The 16947-nt window shown below is 36.5% G+C and carries 15 protein-coding genes; 13 read left to right on the top strand and 2 right to left on the bottom strand.

Annotated elements, in window-relative coordinates:
- Positions 1 to 106 precede the first annotated feature (106 nt).
- The 12 genes from DLD54_RS04820 (at position 107) to citX (ending at position 13951) form a co-directional block, all read left to right on the top strand.
- On the top strand, positions 107 to 2143 hold the full coding sequence (locus DLD54_RS04820) for a copper-translocating P-type ATPase (protein ID WP_233559198.1): 2037 nt from the start codon (positions 107 to 109) through the stop codon (positions 2141 to 2143).
- Between the two features lie 185 nt (positions 2144 to 2328).
- Positions 2329 to 3732 (top strand): class II fumarate hydratase, encoded by a 1404-nt coding sequence (locus DLD54_RS04815; RefSeq protein ID WP_109918432.1) that lies wholly within the window; start codon positions 2329 to 2331, stop codon positions 3730 to 3732.
- Positions 3733 to 3762: 30 nt separating this feature from the next.
- A complete protein-coding gene (locus DLD54_RS04810) occupies positions 3763 to 5157 on the top strand; it encodes a flavocytochrome c (RefSeq protein WP_109918431.1) in 1395 nt (464 codons plus the stop codon).
- 407 nt (positions 5158 to 5564) lie between these two features.
- Positions 5565 to 6494: an L-lactate dehydrogenase gene (locus tag DLD54_RS04805; RefSeq protein WP_109918430.1), complete on the top strand. Its 930-nt coding sequence runs from the start codon at positions 5565 to 5567 to the stop codon at positions 6492 to 6494.
- A gap of 20 nt (positions 6495 to 6514) precedes the next feature.
- Complete coding sequence (locus tag DLD54_RS04800) at positions 6515 to 7219, top strand: RraA family protein (RefSeq protein WP_038522814.1); 705 nt, start codon at positions 6515 to 6517, stop codon at positions 7217 to 7219.
- Between the two features lie 18 nt (positions 7220 to 7237).
- Positions 7238 to 8704 carry a DASS family sodium-coupled anion symporter gene (locus DLD54_RS04795; RefSeq protein ID WP_109918429.1) on the top strand — a complete coding sequence of 489 codons (1467 nt, stop codon included), beginning with the start codon at positions 7238 to 7240 and terminating at the stop codon, positions 8702 to 8704.
- Positions 8705 to 9499, top strand: coding sequence for an alpha/beta fold hydrolase (locus DLD54_RS04790; RefSeq protein WP_109918428.1), 795 nt, complete (start codon positions 8705 to 8707; stop codon positions 9497 to 9499).
- A 20-nt stretch (positions 9500 to 9519) separates the two neighbouring features.
- Positions 9520 to 10575, top strand: a complete 1056-nt coding sequence (gene citC / locus DLD54_RS04785) for a [citrate (pro-3S)-lyase] ligase (RefSeq protein WP_109918427.1) — start codon at positions 9520 to 9522, stop codon at positions 10573 to 10575.
- Complete coding sequence (citD, locus tag DLD54_RS04780) at positions 10565 to 10861, top strand: citrate lyase acyl carrier protein (protein WP_109918426.1); 297 nt, start codon at positions 10565 to 10567, stop codon at positions 10859 to 10861. The genes citC and citD overlap by 11 nt, the downstream gene beginning before the upstream one ends.
- Positions 10862 to 11776: an aldolase/citrate lyase family protein gene (locus DLD54_RS04775; RefSeq protein ID WP_046327174.1), complete on the top strand. Its 915-nt coding sequence runs from the start codon at positions 10862 to 10864 to the stop codon at positions 11774 to 11776.
- On the top strand, positions 11766 to 13304 hold the full coding sequence (gene citF / locus DLD54_RS04770; RefSeq protein WP_109918425.1) for a citrate lyase subunit alpha: 1539 nt from the start codon (positions 11766 to 11768) through the stop codon (positions 13302 to 13304). Before DLD54_RS04775 ends, citF begins: the two co-directional genes overlap by 11 nt.
- Positions 13305 to 13393: 89 nt before the next feature.
- Complete coding sequence (citX, locus tag DLD54_RS04765) at positions 13394 to 13951, top strand: citrate lyase holo-[acyl-carrier protein] synthase (RefSeq protein WP_109918424.1); 558 nt, start codon at positions 13394 to 13396, stop codon at positions 13949 to 13951.
- Here the strand turns inward: citX and DLD54_RS04760 are convergent.
- Both DLD54_RS04760 and ybaK read right to left on the bottom strand, forming a co-directional pair.
- Complete coding sequence (locus DLD54_RS04760) at positions 13948 to 14892, bottom strand: sugar-binding transcriptional regulator (protein WP_109918423.1); 945 nt, start codon at positions 14890 to 14892, stop codon at positions 13948 to 13950. The two genes, citX and DLD54_RS04760, sit on opposite strands and share 4 nt — an antisense overlap.
- 131 nt (positions 14893 to 15023) lie before the next feature.
- On the bottom strand, positions 15024 to 15524 hold the full coding sequence (ybaK, locus tag DLD54_RS04755; RefSeq protein WP_109918422.1) for a Cys-tRNA(Pro) deacylase: 501 nt from the start codon (positions 15522 to 15524) through the stop codon (positions 15024 to 15026).
- Between the two features lie 63 nt (positions 15525 to 15587).
- Between ybaK and prmA the strand changes: the two genes are divergently transcribed.
- The gene (gene prmA, locus DLD54_RS04750; RefSeq protein WP_109918421.1) at positions 15588 to 16532 is read left to right on the top strand and encodes a 50S ribosomal protein L11 methyltransferase; all 945 of its coding nucleotides are present in this window, start codon (positions 15588 to 15590) and stop codon (positions 16530 to 16532) included.
- Positions 16533 to 16947: the final 415 nt, after the last annotated feature.

Here is a 16947-nt window from a genome sequence, read left to right as displayed (position 1 = left end):
TTCATGTTATTAAAGCTAATTTTTTGACACCATCTGTTTATAAAAGTAGATTAAACTAAAGAGCAAAATTTGGTTTAAATAGATGGGACTGAGCAATTTGAACAATATGGATATGAACGACAATCATAATATGAATCATTCAATGAATAACAATGATTCATCCATGCAAATGGGTGGCCATGATATGATGATGCATGGCGGGCACATGATGCATATGGGCAATTTGAAGAAAAAGTTCTGGGTTTCTGTGATTTTATCTTTACCGATTATATTTTTATCACCAGCGATGGGAGTCCATTTGCCTTTTCAGTTCTCTTTTCCGGGTTCTGAATGGGTAGTGGTGATCTTCGCAACTGTGCTGTATTTCTACGGCGGAGAGCCTTTCTTATCCGGGGCGTATTACGAAATAAAAGATAAAAAGCCCGAAATGATGACCCTTATTTCCTTGGGTATCACTACGGCTTATATTTATAGTCTGTATGCTTTTGTAAAAAATGATTTGCTAAACAGTAAAGTTCATGTAATGGACTTTTTCTGGGAGCTGGCAACGTTAATTTTAATTATGCTTTTAGGACATTGGATAGAGATGACATCTGTCATGAATGCCAATAGTTCTGTTCATGATTTAGCAAAACTTTTACCTGATAAAGTTCACGTACAATCGGGTGATCAAGTTAAAGATACGGCAATCAATGATGTACAAAAAGATGCAGTTATATTGGTAAAAGCTGGTGAAAGTATTCCATTAGACGGTGTCATCATCACCGGTTCAAGCCAAGTTAATGAATCATTAGTGACTGGTGAATCACGCGAAATTACTCGTAAAAAAGGTGATAAAGTAATTGGCGGCTCTATTAATGGTTCTGGCACATTAACTATCAAGGTCACCAATTCAGCTAATTCAGGCTTTTTAGCAAACGTCAATAAACTTGTCGAGTCTTCACAAATGAACAAGTCAAAATTACAAAATTTGGCTGATCGAGTTTCAAGCTGGCTGTTTTACGCCGCGTTAATTTTCGGTATTATTGCTCTAATTGTCTGGACTAGTTTGCGGGGAATAGCAGGTGGGCTAGAACGGATGGTTACCGTTTTAGTAATTGCTTGTCCGCATGCTTTAGGGTTGGCAATTCCGCTGGTAAATGCTAAGAGTACCTCAATCGGTGCTAAAAATGGCTTATTGATCAGAAATCGCAACGTGATCAGCGTCAGCTCTAAAATTAATTATTTGCTTTTAGATAAAACTGGCACTCTGACGGAAGGCAAGTTTCAAGTGCGCAAATGTGACAGCTTGAATAAGTCGTACAATGCAGATGAAGTAATTAAACTGATCGCTTCACTTGAGCAAGATTCTAATCACCCGATTGCGCAAAGCATTTTACAGTTTGCTAAGGAAAAAAATATTGAGCTCTATCCATTGTCAAATAGTAAAACACTTGACGGCAAAGGCGTTGCTGGAACTTTAAACAGTAAAGATTACCAGTTAGTAAATGAAAAAACAGCTAGAAGTATTGTCAATAATTTTCCGCAAGTTGATGCTTTAAACTATACCTCGAGTTACTTGATTGCGGGCAATGAACTTTTAGGTTACGTTGCCGTGGGGGATGAGATTAAGACTAACGCTGCAGAACTAATTAAACAAATTAAAGCTTTGAATATCACGCCCGTGATGCTAACTGGGGATAATGAAAATGTTGCCCAAAATATAGCCCAAAAACTAGGAATTACAGAAGTTCACTCAGGTTTAATGCCGCAAGACAAGCAAAAAATTGTGGCTGAATTGCAAGATAAAGGGCAAAAGGTAATGATGGTCGGTGACGGTATCAATGATGCCCCTAGTTTGGCTAAAGCTGATATTGGTGTAGCCATTGGTGCAGGTACTGATGTTGCGGTGGATTCAGCTGACGTGGTCTTAGTTAATAGTGAACCACTGGATATCATTAGTTTTTTGAAGTTAGCGCAGCATACCCAAAGAAAAACTGTCCAAAATTTATGGTGGGGTGCTGGCTACAATATTGTGGCACTACCACTTGCTGCTGGTATCCTAGCTCCATGGGGGATTTTACTTTCCCCAGCAGTCGGTGCGATCTTAATGTCGCTCTCAACTGTAATAGTAGCTATTAATGCTGAAACACTAAAAATATAAAGATTTAATTAGGGCACTCAATAAGAGTGCTTTTTTGCTAAAATAAAATAAATTTTAAAATTTTAAAATGATAGCCCTTTTATTTTAAAATATTGAAAATAAAACTAAAAATCTGTATTATGAGTGCAAGAGAATATTACTGCTTTTAATAGCTAAAATAATAACATTTGAAAAGGAGATTTAGTATGAGTAAAGAAGAATACCGTGTTGAAAGTGATACAATTGGCCCTGTTAAAATTCCTAAAGAAGCACTGTGGGGTCCTCAAACTGAAAGAAGTCGTAACAATTTTCCCAGTGGTGAATTAATGCCCCTTGCAATTATTCGTGCTTTTTTACATTTAAAAAAAGCTGCAGCTGAATCGAATGTAGAAGTCGGCGATGAACCAGTAGAAAAAGGGCAAGCTATTGAGGAAGCGATTGATCAACTATTAAAATTAGATGATCATGAATTGCGTCAAGATTTTCCTTTACACGTATTACAAACCGGTTCTGGTACTCAGAGCAATATGAACGTTAACGAAGTAGTAGCTAATCTAGCTAACAAGATGCATCCCAATTTGGATATTTTACCCAATGATGACGTTAACAGAGGACAATCTTCAAACGATACATATCCCACAGCAATGAATATTGTTGCAGTTGAAGCTTTAGATAAGCTTGAACCTGCTGTGCAACACTTAATTGACGAACTAAAAATTAAACAGGACAAGTATTGGAAAACCGTTAAAGTTGGCCGTACTCATTTACAAGATGCTACTCCGATAACTTTTGGTCAAGAGGTTTCTGGCTATATTTCAGCTTTAAAACATGATTTATCCTATATCAAAGAACTTAAGCCAACATTATATGAACTTGCAATTGGTGGCACAGCTGTTGGGACAGGCCTCAATGCTGCACCGGGAATGACTGTCAAAATTGCTGACAAACTGTCTCAAGTCTACGGCCATGATTTTAAAGTTAATACCAATAAGTTTTGGGGATTAGCTCACCATTCTGGCATAGATGTTGTCCATGGTGCTTTAAAAACCTTGGCTGCTGACATGTTTAAGATAGCCCAAGATATAAGATTCTTGGCATCAGGCCCAAGAGCAGGCTATCACGAACTTAATATCCCCGCTAATGAACCAGGTTCTTCGATTATGCCTGGCAAAGTTAATCCTACTCAGGCTGAGGCGGTAACAATGGCCGCTGCGAAAGTCTTTGGCAATGACACTACAATTACTTTTGCCTGTTCACAAGGAAATTTTGAAATGAATGTCTACAAAACAGTTATGATCACCGCCTTTTTAGATTCATGTGATATTTTAACTGGAACTATTACAGGCTTTGCTGATAAAATGATTGCTGGTTTGACTGTTAATGCTGCAAAAATGGACGATCTGCTTGAGAGTTCTTTGATGACAGTGACTGCCTTGTCACCTCATATTGGCTATCACGCAGCTGCTAAGATTGCACAGACTGCGGATAAAGAAGGAACAACGCTTAAAGAAGCAGCACTCAAAAGTGGCAAATTAACTGAAAAGGAATATGATGAATGGATGGATTACATGGAGATGACCAATATATCTCAGACTAATCCTGAAAAATAAATCTTTTAAATTTCTGTAGAGGAGAAATCAATGGGTAAATTTGTTTTTACGCCTAATAAGGCTTCTGAAATACAAGAAAATTACGACGCAATTATAATCGGTGCAGGTGGTGCCGGCTTAACTGCAGCTATTCAGGCTCATGAATTAGGACTGAAGGTTGCTGTCTTTGAAAAGAATTCTGATTTAGGTGGAAACACAAACAGGGCTTCTTCTGGAATGAATGCTTCTGAAAGTCTTGTTCAAATACAACAGGGAATTATAGACGATAAAGAAGATTTTTACCGTGAAACTCTCAAAGGCGGAGGAATGATGAACGACCGTGAACTTTTACGCTATTTTGTCGATCATTCTGCTCTAGCAATAGATTGGCTAATGGATCACGGTATAGAGCTAACTAATTTAACTATTACTGGTGGTATGAGCAAAAAGAGAGCTCACCGTCCTGCTTCAATGGCACCAGTCGGCAATTATTTAGTAACTGGAGCTTTAAAGCAAATACAAGAAGATAAAATCCCAGTTTTTAATAATGCAAAAGTAACTAAGCTTATACAAGATAACAAACAGCAAGTAACTGGTGTTCAGGTTGATACTCTGAATGGACAAGTAAAAGTGAGTGCAAACGCCATTCTTTTAGCTTCAGGTGGCTTTGGTTCATCTAAAGAATTAATTAAAAAATATCGTCCTGACCTGGTAAATTATAAGACTACGAATCAGCCTGGTGCTACTGGCGATGGTTTAAAGCTTGCTAGTCAAATTGATGCACAGCTGGAGCAAATGGACTTTATTCAAGTACATCCAACTGCACAAACTGATAGTGACCACGTCTACTTGATAGGAGAAGGCTTAAGAGGAGAAGGAGCTATCCTAGTTAACAAATCTGGTAAAAGATTCGTCAACGAGTTAAGTACACGTAAAATTGTTTCTGACGCAATTAGCAACTTAAATGAAAACGGCGCTTTTTTGGTTTTCGATCAAGGTATTAGAAATAACTTTACTGCCGTTGAATTTTATGATCACGTAGGATTGGTTAGTCATGGAGAATCAATTTCTGATCTAGCTCAAAATATTGGTGTCACAGCTTCGAACTTGAACGAAACTATTACTAATTGGAATGAGTCTGTCACAAATAAAACAGATAAAGAATTTGGCAGATCAACGGGAATGGAGCATAAAATTGCGCAGGGACCATTCTTTGCAATTCATATTAACCCGGCCATTCACTATACTATGGGTGGTATCCATATAAATCCCCAAACCGAAGTTTATGATACAGATGGCAACATAATTAAAGGCCTCTATGCTGCGGGAGAAGTTTCAGGTGGATTACATGGAAATAACCGAATTGGTGGCAACTCGATTGCTGAAACAGTCATTTTTGGTAGGCAAGCAGGAATACAAATGAGCAAGTTCGTCAAAAAACAATAACTATAATTTAACTAAATTAGTGTTTGAAAAAGAATTGTCAGCCATTGGCAATATTGTTAGGTATTTTGCTAGATTCCACTTTTGTAAGCTGTGGTTTTGCACTGATGTGTCTATTAAAATTATAGCTTTATATAAATAAGTTTATATTTAATAAATTTTAAGTTCTTTGTCGTTTAGCAACGGCGAAGGGCTTTTTTTATTATTTTAGGTTCCTAAATAAGCGCTATGTCGAAAATACTAATTTTACCTTATTGACAAACCGAATTTTAAATATGGAAGACTGTTTTTATTTTGAAAAATTTAAAAAAATAAATTATTTATTTTAAATATTGCAAATAGCAGAGATAAAATTTATAATATTTATGTAAGTGATTACATTTTTAAAAAATTCGAAAGGAAATGACTTAATGAATAAAAAAGTATTATTGGTTGGAGACGGAGCTGTAGGTTCAACTTTTGCAAATGATTTGCTGCAACATACTAGTGTTGACGAGTTAGTAATCTGTGATGTGCTCAAGAAACGTCCGGTGGGAGATTCAATGGATTTGGAAGATATACTGCCTTTTACAGGCGAGTGTAATATTCATTCCGGTGAATACTCCGATGCAAAAGATGCTGCTGTGGTTGTGATTACAGCAGGCGTTCCTCGCAAGCCAGGAGAAAGTCGACTTGATCTTGTGAATAAGAATGTTAGCATCTTGAAAAGTATCATTCAACCAGTAGTCGAATCGGGCTTTGATGGTATTTTCCTAGTTTCTGCTAATCCAGTTGATATATTGACAACTTTAACCCAAAAACTATCTGGCTTTCCTAAAAATAAAGTAATAGGTACGGGAACTTCGCTTGACACTGCTCGTTTAAAAGTAGATTTAGCTAAGAGATTAAATGTTCCTGTAGCTGAAATTAATTCTATGGTATTAGGCGAACATGGTGATACATCTTTTGAAAATTTTGATGAATCAACTGTTAGCGGTAAATCACTAAAAGAATTTGCTAATATTGATGATCATATTCTGAACCAAGTGGAACTGAATATTCGTCAAAAAGGTGGAAAAATCATTGAAAATAAAGGTGCAACATTTTACGGCATTGCGATGATGTTAACGCAAATTGTTACTGCAATATTGACTAATCGTTCAATTGCTTTGCCTTTATCTGCACCAATTAATGGTGAGTATGGTATTAAAAGCAATCTTTATTTGGGCACTCCTGCAGTAATCGACGGGTCTGGAGTCAGTCAGGTTATTGAAACTGAACTTTCAGAACCTGAAAAGGCAAAGATGGTGAACTCGGCTACCAAAATGCAGGAAGTGCTAGATAATATCACTTTAGATTAATTAAAAAGAAGGCATAAATAATGCAGGTTGGAAAAAGAATTTTTTTACAAAGGAATCTTCCGCAAAAGGAATTAATTGCTGCATATAAAAAGCTGCCCTCATCAAATGTAGCTGACTGTATGAATAGGACAGGTGCAATGGCGCCCAGAATTAGACTGATGTCGCACCCACATGAAGAAATGTGTGGTCCGGCGTTCACAGTTCATAATCGTCCCGGTGATAACTTAACTATTTATGCGGCTTTAAAATATTGCCATGAAGGCGACGTGGTTGTCATTGATAATGAAAATGACAATACTAGGGCGGTTATTGGTGAAGTAATGATGACATGGCTGCGCGATCAAAGACATGTAGCTGGTGTAGTTGTTGACGGACCTATACGAGACATTGATAGTTTAAGCAACTGGGATTTGCCTATTTATGCGGTAAGTACAACTCCGGACGGTCCCTACAAGGAAGGACCGGGAGAAATAAATGTACCGGTTTCTTGTGGTAACGTCAGTGTTAACCCCGGTGACGTCATTTTAGGTGACGCTGACGGTGTTATCAAAATCGCTTTGGAAGAAGCATCTGAATTGTTGCCGATTGTTCAGGATTTTCATGAAAAAGATGAAGCAAAAGCTGCTAGTTTTCATGATGGTTCAGGAAATATAGATTGGCTTGATGATGAATTAAAGAATAAGAATTATGAAATTATCGACGATTTTTATCGTCCGGAAAATTAAAAATTATAGGTAATTACTATGAAAACACTTGAAAAAGTTAATTATAAGGGCTTTATTTTACCTTTAGTGATTGGCGTTATCCTTTGGTGCATCACGCCTTTGCGTCCAGCTGGCTTGTCTGCTCCCGCATGGGAGATGTTTGCCGTTTTTGTAGCAACTATTGTTGGCTGTATTACAAAGCCCTTGCCCATAGGCGGTACTACTTTGATTGGACTGATAGTGACAGTTTTAGTTGGTTTGGCTCCAATCAAAGATGTTGTAGATCCAAAAACTGGTAAAGTAACCACTGGTATTCTTAGCGCCTTTAGTAATTCTGCTTCTTGGCTAATTGCTATGGCTTTTATCATGGCATATGGTATTAGTAAAACCGGTTTAGGTAATCGGATAGCGTATTGGATGATTAAAAAGTTTGGTAAAAAGTCCATTGGAATCGGCTATGCAATTACTGGTTTGGAATTAGTTTTAGGAGCTTTAATACCATCAAATAGTGCACGTACAGGTGGTGTAGTTTGGCCGGTAACAGAATCAATCTCTAAAGATTATGATTCCCAGCCTAACGATCATTCAAGAAAGAGAATTGGAGCTTATCTTAGTTTTACCGCTTTCCATGCCAACATTCTGTCAACTGCTCTGTTTATTACAGGTGCTGCTCCTAATATGGTTGCTTCTCAAATGGCGGCACAGAAAAATTATAATATGACCTGGATCAGCTGGTTTACAGCAGCAATAGTTCCTGTTTTAGTTGCAACTATTATTATTCCGGTTGTGATTTATAAAATTTTTCCTCCAGAAATTAAAGAAACTCCCAATGCTAAAAAATGGGCCAGCGACCGTTTAGCAAAAATGGGACCAGTGACAAAGCCTGAAATGATTATGTCAATAGTATTTTTGCTGGCTATTATTTTATGGGTTTTATCCGGAATCTTCAAAATTCCTCAATTAGATTCTACTTTTGTAGCTTTTTTGGCTGTCGGCTTGTTGCTATTAACAGGCGTCTTAACTATGAAAGATGCTTTAAACCAAACTGGAGCTTGGAACATTCTAATTTGGCTATCAATTTTAATATTTATGGCAAGTAAACTTATTTCCTTTGGCTTCATTGACTGGTTCTCCAAGACTATTCAGACTAGTTTTCACGGAATAAGCTGGCAAATAGTATTAGCTGTTTTAGTGATATTGATGTTTTACACCCACTACTTCTTTGCCAGTGGTACTGCACATATGACAGCATTATACCTGCCATTTTTATCTGTTGCTGTTGCTACAGGAGCTCCATTAGGATTATCAGCTATGCTCTTGGCGTTTACCGGGGCAATTAATGCTTCAACCACTCATTACGCTAACGGACCGGCCTCTATATTAGCTACAACTGGTTACATTAAGCAGAGTGAATGGTGGAAATATAACTTTATTTTAGGAATTCTCTATTTACTGATTTTCGGCGTAATAGGCACGTTATGGATGAAAGTTATTGGAATTTGGTAAATGCTTAAGGCAAACAATTTTATAACTAATGATGGTATTCGAATAACTTATTACGATACATTAAAAAGTGGTCAGCCTATTTTAGCTGTTCCTGGCATAGGTAGTTCTGCAACATTATGGCAAGAGGCTGTAAAGCTTTTCACAGAAGATTACCGCTTTATAATAATTGATCCTCGAAATCAGGGACGTTCTCAAAGAACGTTTAAGGGGCAACGTATTAGTCGCCATGCAGCTGATTTAGCCGAGCTCATTAGCAGATTAGATTTAAAAAATATTATTGCTGTTGGTAATTCCATGGGAGCCGCAAACATTTGGGCTTATGTTTCACTATTTGGCTTTCAAAGATTGCAGGCAATTGTTGACTTAGATCAACCTCCCAAAATGATTCAAGACAGCACCTGGCACTATGGATTTAAAGATCTAACTTGGAAAAATTATCCGGATTATTTAAAGGCAGATCTGGGCAATGGTATTTTTGCTCATATCAATGATGAGATGTTTAAAAAGGCCAAAATTGAAGCCCAAAAATATCCGTATAATGCTGAAGAAAATTATCTTTGTCGAATAGATCATGCTGAGCAGGATTGGCGGGACATTTTAATTAGCTTGAAAGTTCCTATGCTCGTTTTAGCAGGACAAAATTCACCCTTTTTTGATTATCATTTTGCCTATGCTATGAGGGAATTGAATCCTAAAATTTACACAGGAATAATAGCAAACTGTGGTCACTTAATTCAGGCGGAACAGCCTTTGAAAATGTATCAAGAAATTATGAAATTTTTACAAAAATTTTAGCTAAAGTGAGAACCAAATAAATGGATAAAACTATAGACCTTAATTTAACTTTTCCAGACACGAAGGCAAGGTGGGAAAACTTCTTAATTAATCGAGGTATTAAAGATTTCAGCTCCCGCGAAGTTGACGTGCTCGATCATACTGTTGGCTTAATAGATGAAGATGGCCATTTGGTTGGAACTGGTAGTATTGCGGGCAAGGTTCTTAAATATATAGCTGTGTCAAATGATGAAGCTGTTCACGGGGCACGCTTTAATCAAATAGTTTCGGCTCTACAAGAATACCTTTTTGGTCAGAAAATTTATCATTCATTCGTATTTACCAAGGCAAAATATTCTTCTAGTTTCGCCCATTTAGGTTTTAATGAATTGGCTCATACTGATACTGCGGCTTTTTTAGAAAGTGGAACACCAAGTATTCAAGACTTTTTAGCAAAAATACCTAGAATTGAAAACCAAAATCAAAAAGAAGTTGCAGCAATTGTTATGAATGCTAATCCATTTACTTTGGGCCACCAAAAGTTAGTACAACTGGTAAGTAGTGAAAATGATTTAGTTTATGTTTTTGTAGTAGCTACAGATGCTTCTTTATTTAAAACATCAGAAAGAATAGATTTGGTAAAAAAAGGAACTGCCAACTTTAAAAATGTGGTGGTAGTTAGTGGTGGAGATTACCTAGTTTCACGCTCGACATTTCCAGCTTATTTTTTAAAGTCACCTGATGAACTAATTACAACGCAAACGGAGATTGACGCTTTAATTTTTAAAAATATTATTGCACCCGAATTGACAATTAAGAAACGATATCTAGGTACTGAGCCATTTTCAAGGACGACTAATTTCTATAATCAAAGTTTACAAAAAATACTTAGTCCCACTATTGCTGTTAAAATCGTGCACCGTTTTCGTGATAACGAGAAAATAATTACGGCAACTAGTGTGCGCCAATTGATCAAAAATAGTGATTTAAAAGATATTTCCACTCTAGTTCCACCAACTACAATGAATTTTATAAATGAAAATTATCAAATTTTACAAGAAAGAATCAAGAAAGGAATGAACATTGATGGAAATTAAAACTGTTGGAGTAGCAGGAACAATAGAATCTTCAGATATTCAGATTATGATCTCTGCTGGTCAAAATGGGATTGAAGTTGATCTGGATTCAGAGGTAGCTAAATCATACGGTGATCAAATTAAAAAGGTAATAACTGAAACACTTAATAAATTTGGTATTACTAACGCAAAAGTTAAGGCTACTGACAAAGGAGCGCTTGACTGCGTGATTGCTGCAAGAACATTAGCAGCTGCGCAAAGAGCAACTGAAACTACTGATGCACCAAGATTGGAGGTATTGCAATAAATGACTTATGTTAAAAATCGTTTGCGTCGAACAATGATGTTTGTACCAGGTAATAATCCTGCAATGGTTAAAGACGCTGGCATTTATGGAGCGGACTCTATTATGCTGGATTTAGAAGATGCAGTTTCATTAACTGAAAAAGACGCAGCCAGAATGTTAGTATTTAAGGCTATTAAAACAGTTGACTTTGGCGGTGCTGAAATTGTCGTTAGAATTAATGGTCAAGACACTCCCTTTTATGACCAAGATGTCAAAGCTATGGTTCGCGCTGGAGTAGATGTTATTCGTCTTCCTAAAACTGAATCGGCCGCCATGATTAAAAAATTAGTGGCGGATATGGAAAAAGCGGAAGAAGAATACGGTATTCAAAAAGGCTCTATTGGTGTTATGGCAGCGATTGAGAGTGCAAAAGGTGTTCTCAATGCTCCAGAAATTGCAACTGCAACCCCGTTAATGATGGGCTTAGCTGTTTCCGGCGAAGACTATACTGCCGATATGCACACACACCGTTATCCAGATGGGCGTGAACTTGAATTTGCCCGCAACATGGTCTTGCAAGCCGCTAGAGCAGCCGATGTTTATGCCTTCGATACTGTATTTTCAAATATGAATGATACTGAAGGATTCTACCGCGAAACAAAATATATTTATGAACTTGGTTATGATGGCAAGTCTCTAGTTAATCCAAGACAAATACCTATGGTTAACAAGGTATTTAACCCTACTAAAGAAGAAATTGAAAATGCTCTTTCTGTCCAAAATGCTATTCAAGAAGCAAAGGCAAAAGGCTCAGGCGTTATTTCAATGAACGGTAAAATGGTCGACAAACCAGTTGTTGAGAAGGCTAACCGTGTTATTGAAACAGCTAAAGCATCGAATTTAATTGATGAGGAGGGTAATTACATTGGAGAATAAAGTAAAACGCAATTTGCCTGATGATTTGATGACAAAAATGAATCTTAAACCATTCGAATCTGTGGAAATAGGTAATCCTGAAGTAAAAAGAGTGGCTCCTAAAGTGCAAGTTACTACGGGAGAATCAAAAGTGGTAGATTCTTTAGAAGATGTTATTAAGAAAACTCTAAAAGACGGTATGACCATTTCGTTTCACCATCATTTTAGAAATGGTGATTTTGCTTTCAATAAAGTAATGAATTTAATTATTAAACTGGGTTATCAAAACTTAACTTTAGCTCCATCTTCCTTAACTGGTGTTATGAATGACACTGTAATTGAAGCAATTAAAAAGGGTGTCATTACCAATATCACATCCTCTGGAATGAGAGGTAGTTTAGGTGATTTTGTTTCCCATGGTGGTCTGGAAAACCCAGTAATTTTCCGTTCTCACGGCAATAGAGCCCGTTCTATTGAAGAAGGGGAAATCAAAATTGACGTGGCATTTTTAGGAGTCCCAAATGCTGACCCAGCTGGTAATGCTAATGGCCAAGAAGGGGATGCAGTTTTTGGATCCTTGGGCTATGCTTTGATTGATGCACAATATGCGGATAAAGTAGTTTTGTTGACTGACAATATTGTTGATTATCCGAATACGCCTGCCTCAATTAAACAAACTCAAGTCGATTATGTTGTGCAGGTTGATCAAATTGGTGATGCTGATAAGATTGGTTCAGGGGCAACTCGTTTCACCAAAGATCCTAAAGAACTGAAAATTGCACAAACTGTTAATCAGGTAATTACAAATTCACCATATTATAAACAAGGATTTTCTTTCCAAACCGGGTCTGGAGGAGCTGCGTTGGCAGTGACCAGATACCTAAGAGAATCTATGCTAAAGGATGGGATTAAGGCATCATTCGCGCTAGGCGGTATAACTAAGCCTACGACTGATCTTCTTGAGGAAGGCCTGGTCAAGAAAATCATGGATGTTCAGGACTTTGACAAGGGTGCTGCAGCTTCAATGGCCCAAAATAAAAACCAACAGGAAATTGATGCTTCCTGGTACGCTGATCCTCATAATAAAGGAGCTGTAGTAAATAACTTAGATGTGGCTATTCTTTCAGCTTTGCAAATTGATACCAATTTTAACGTTAACGTAATGACAGGCTCCGATGGTGTTATTCGTGGTGCCATAGGTGGTCACCAAGATGCGGCTGCAGCAAAAATGACTATTATCACTGCTCCGCTAGTACGTGGACGCAATGCTACAGTAGTACCAGAAGTGGAAACAGTTGTTACACCAGGAGATTCAATTGATGTTTTAGTGACCGAAAGAGGAATTGCGATTAATCCCCGCCGTAAAGACTTAATAGCTGCTTTTGCTAAAGTTCCTGAGCTCAATATTGTTGACATCAAAGAACTTCAAGAAATGGCGCAAAAACAGGTTGGAATTCCCAAGCCTCTAGAATATACTGATCGTGTTGTTGCTTTAATTCAATATCGGGATGGCACTATTATTGATACAATTAAGCAAGTAAAAGATTAACTAATTATTTTAATAAAGTGTGAGAATGAGGCTAAGACTTGTTCTCACACTTTTTAGTTATAATATAAAAATAGAAAGAAGATGATAAAATGGTAAAAACAATATTTGCTGAAGGAGAACCACAGAGTATTACAGAGGTATTAGCAAATAAAGATGAAAGAGCAGAGTTGCAACAAACAACATTTCAAAAGTTTCCTGAATGTACGCTACTGGATGTTAAATTAAACATTCCTGGCCCTATCAAAAACAATCACTATTTAAAAGAAATTTTTGCTTCAGGTATTCTAAATTTGGAAGAAATTTTGCAAAATAGCCAGTTACCTTTTACTTTGTATAAACATTGGGAGAGAGCTACAGGTTCAGAAAATTTTTATCTTGTTGATGCTAATTATCGTTCAGTTAAAAAAAAGGCAGTTGAATTTGAGAATAAGCAAAAAATTAATCGGTTATTTGATGCCGATGTATTAATTAGAAAACAAAAACAGGCAATATCCCGCAAAGATCTAGGCTTGCCTGTGCGCAAATGCTTTTTATGTTCAAAACCTGCTAAAGAATGCGCTCGTTCAAGAACACATTCAGTTGCAGATCTGCAAAATTATATTACTAGCTTATATAAAGAGAAGTTCTGTAAAAAATCCGCCAATTAAAGTGCTTCGTTTTTGCGTAGAACTCTTTCAGCTATACCTGAAGTGGTTATTAAATGTGTTATTACGCCGGATCTGAGAGCCCCCAAAAGCGCATCTTCCTTAAACCGGTTTTTAACAATTACAAATCGATCAGGAACTGCTAAAATGTCTGAAAGACTGATGCCAGATATGTGGGGCTCAATAGGGCTATAAAAGCGACCTTTAATATCATACGGTCTGCCAAAAATAATCCCTGCTAACTGATTTTTTTTAATACCTGTAAATAGCTTATCAGCGTAATAATCCATAAAAAATTGTCCAGATTCCAGCGATTGCATGGTACCGATGCTTGCAAACACCAGATCAAGTTTTGAAAAATACTTTTCAATATATTGATAATAGGGCTCTTGCTGAATTTTTTTGACTAGTCCCGGATCAATGGCATAAAGAGGAGCGGGAAAAGTTAGACTTTTTGCATTAAATTTGTCAGCAGCATGTTGAATAAGTGGCTGCTTGCGTTTGCTAGCATTAACCACCTGACCCAATAGTTGAACAAATGTCAGGTCAGGGCGAGTTTCTGTTGAAAAATCATCAATAATATCCCTTAAAAGTGTTCCCCAAGTAAGACCAACAACATTGGCAGACGTAATATAATTTTGAATTTGTTTTGCCGCAAAATTGACAATCATTTCATTGTCTTGGTTTTTAGTTTCTTTATCTTCTAAGATATAAACTTCTTTCAGATCAAAAAGGCTTTGGAATTTTCGTTCCAAATTTTGTGCTCGTTTGGGGCTTTGATAAATGCTAATCTTAACAATCCCTTTATTTTCAGCTTCATCAATTGCCTTGGCTATCAGATAACGGGAAAGGTTATACTTCTTTGAGATTTCAGCAATATTCAGTTTGCTCAAGAAGTAGTCATGTGCAATATTTGCAAGCTGTTCATCTGTTAATAATGTCATTTATTTATTCCTATTCTGTCTACTTGGTATTTGTTTTAATTATATTAGAAAAAGCGCTTTATTACTATGACCAAAACAATATTTTAAAAGATAATAATTCTCAAAGGGAGTGTTATTGTCTAAATATTCTTTTATTCTAGCAAATCACCAAATTTGGCATTAGTTACTTTTTGCAAATCCTGCGGTTTTAAAAAAACGCTCCGACCAACTTTACCACTCGAAACTGCAATTTCTTGTTCTTGCAGCATACTTTTATCAAGAAAAATAGGAATGTGGTGTTTAAAGTAAATCCCAATCGGAGTATTTGCACCATGAACATAGCCAGTTGTTTTTTCTAAATCTTTTAAAGGAAGCATTTCACACTTTTTATTTCCTGAAATTTTAGCCAGTTTTTTTAAACTTAAATGTTCAGTCACGGGAATTACACCAACAACAGTTGGAATTTTATTGCCGGAACACACGAGTGTTTTATAGACCAAATGTTCATTCTCGTTTAAAATGGATGTATCCATTTGGGCTACACCACCTGAATCTTCATGTGTAGCAAATTCTGCTTGCCGGTATGGAATCTTATCTCTATCCAATATTTTTTCTACTAGTGTTTTTTCAATCTTATTTTTCTTTTTTGACATTAATATCACCTTTTTAATGATAGCATTGATAAAAAGGAAAATAAAAAGGGAGTTAAAAAAATAATGAAATTATTAATTATTAAAATTGAAACCAGCCATGAAGTTGAAGATGCTTTAAATATCTACAGTCAAGATGTATTGCACTGTTTAGGGACTGAATCACGCAAACGCTCTGATTTTGAGCAGGCTGGCTGGGAATCAGACTCCACGATTGTTAACCTCAGTGAGATAAACGACTTACCACAAGATTTACAATTTTTAGCATATTTTGATATTGAACAAGATAAAGCTGAACTGGTTGAAAAGTACCAGAAGAAATTAGCTGAGTTAAAAAGTTATGGCTTGCAAATTGGCAAAGCAAAAATAACCACTTCTTATATTAAAGACGAAGATTGGAACACAGTTTGGCAAAAATTTTATCATGTCATAAACTTTTCGCGGCATTTGGCAATTGTGCCAGAATGGGAAGATTATCAACCAGCTTTTAAAGATCAGCAGTTAGTCAAACTTGATCCTGGTTTGGCATTTGGCACTGGCACACATAAGACAACGCAAATAGCATTAATGGGACTAGAACAAGCACTAACTGAGCCAAAGACTGTCTGTGACGTGGGGACAGGTTCTGGTATTTTGGCCATTGCTTCTTCATTATTGGGAGCCAGTTCTGTTGTGGCTACCGATATCTCGGATGAAGCTGTCACAGCGGCAAAAGAGAATATCGCTCTTAATCATTTGGCAAATATCAAGGTGGAAAAGGCTAGTTTGCTTAATGGTGTAGAAGGCAAATATGACATTATTATTGCTAATATTTTGGCGGAAATTCTGCTTGAGCTAATTCCTGAATTAAATGAACACTTAAATGCAGGTGGTAAAGTGATTTTTTCGGGAATAGATTATACTCAGCTGGATAAAATCAAAGCCGCTTTGACAAAGCATGATTTTAAAATTGACTTGACAATCGAGCATGGGCGCTGGGTTGGATTAATTATAGAAAGAAAAGATAACTAAAAAGAGTTATAATAGATAATTAAATTAGTAAGGAATTAGTAAGTTGCTTGATAAACTAAAAAACATACCTTTAATTAACAAATTAAATAGTTATAAGGTAATGCCAGTAATATGGTGGAGCATTTTAGTTGTTATCTTACCCCTTATTTTCAGTCTATTAAGAATAGGGACTATTTGGCGGGTAGGATTACTTTTTATTCTCTTTAACAGTATAATCAGCTATCATATTGGTAAGTTGATTAAAACAATTAATCTTAAACACTACTGGCTGCTATTTATGCCAGGCTGTTTTTGCCTAATTGTTTTATTCAAATATGCTAATTATAACTTTTTATTTGGACTAATTTATCTTATTTTAGAGATTTTTGGTGTAATGGATAACCAAATATACGGTTAATATTAGAAGGGTCGGTTT

Origin of the sequence: Lactobacillus helsingborgensis (genome assembly GCF_003173695.1) — a bacterium.
In the GTDB taxonomy this organism is placed as follows: Bacteria; Bacillota; Bacilli; order Lactobacillales; family Lactobacillaceae; genus Lactobacillus; species Lactobacillus helsingborgensis.
This window is presented reverse-complemented; position numbering and strand designations above follow the sequence as displayed.

Coding starts and splice junctions, on each gene's coding strand:
- prmA (WP_109918421.1), top strand. CDS start 15,588: ATGAAATTATTAATTATTAAAATTGAAACCAGCCATGAAGTTGAAGAT.
- citX (WP_109918424.1), top strand. CDS start 13,394: ATGGTAAAAACAATATTTGCTGAAGGAGAACCACAGAGTATTACAGAG.
- DLD54_RS04810 (WP_109918431.1), top strand. CDS start 3,763: ATGGGTAAATTTGTTTTTACGCCTAATAAGGCTTCTGAAATACAAGAA.
- DLD54_RS04760 (WP_109918423.1), bottom strand. CDS start 14,892: ATGACATTATTAACAGATGAACAGCTTGCAAATATTGCACATGACTAC.
- DLD54_RS04820 (WP_233559198.1), top strand. CDS start 107: ATGGATATGAACGACAATCATAATATGAATCATTCAATGAATAACAAT.
- DLD54_RS04815 (WP_109918432.1), top strand. CDS start 2,329: ATGAGTAAAGAAGAATACCGTGTTGAAAGTGATACAATTGGCCCTGTT.
- DLD54_RS04790 (WP_109918428.1), top strand. CDS start 8,705: ATGCTTAAGGCAAACAATTTTATAACTAATGATGGTATTCGAATAACT.
- DLD54_RS04805 (WP_109918430.1), top strand. CDS start 5,565: ATGAATAAAAAAGTATTATTGGTTGGAGACGGAGCTGTAGGTTCAACT.
- DLD54_RS04800 (WP_038522814.1), top strand. CDS start 6,515: ATGCAGGTTGGAAAAAGAATTTTTTTACAAAGGAATCTTCCGCAAAAG.
- DLD54_RS04775 (WP_046327174.1), top strand. CDS start 10,862: ATGACTTATGTTAAAAATCGTTTGCGTCGAACAATGATGTTTGTACCA.
- citC (WP_109918427.1), top strand. CDS start 9,520: ATGGATAAAACTATAGACCTTAATTTAACTTTTCCAGACACGAAGGCA.
- ybaK (WP_109918422.1), bottom strand. CDS start 15,524: ATGTCAAAAAAGAAAAATAAGATTGAAAAAACACTAGTAGAAAAAATA.
- citD (WP_109918426.1), top strand. CDS start 10,565: ATGGAAATTAAAACTGTTGGAGTAGCAGGAACAATAGAATCTTCAGAT.
- DLD54_RS04795 (WP_109918429.1), top strand. CDS start 7,238: ATGAAAACACTTGAAAAAGTTAATTATAAGGGCTTTATTTTACCTTTA.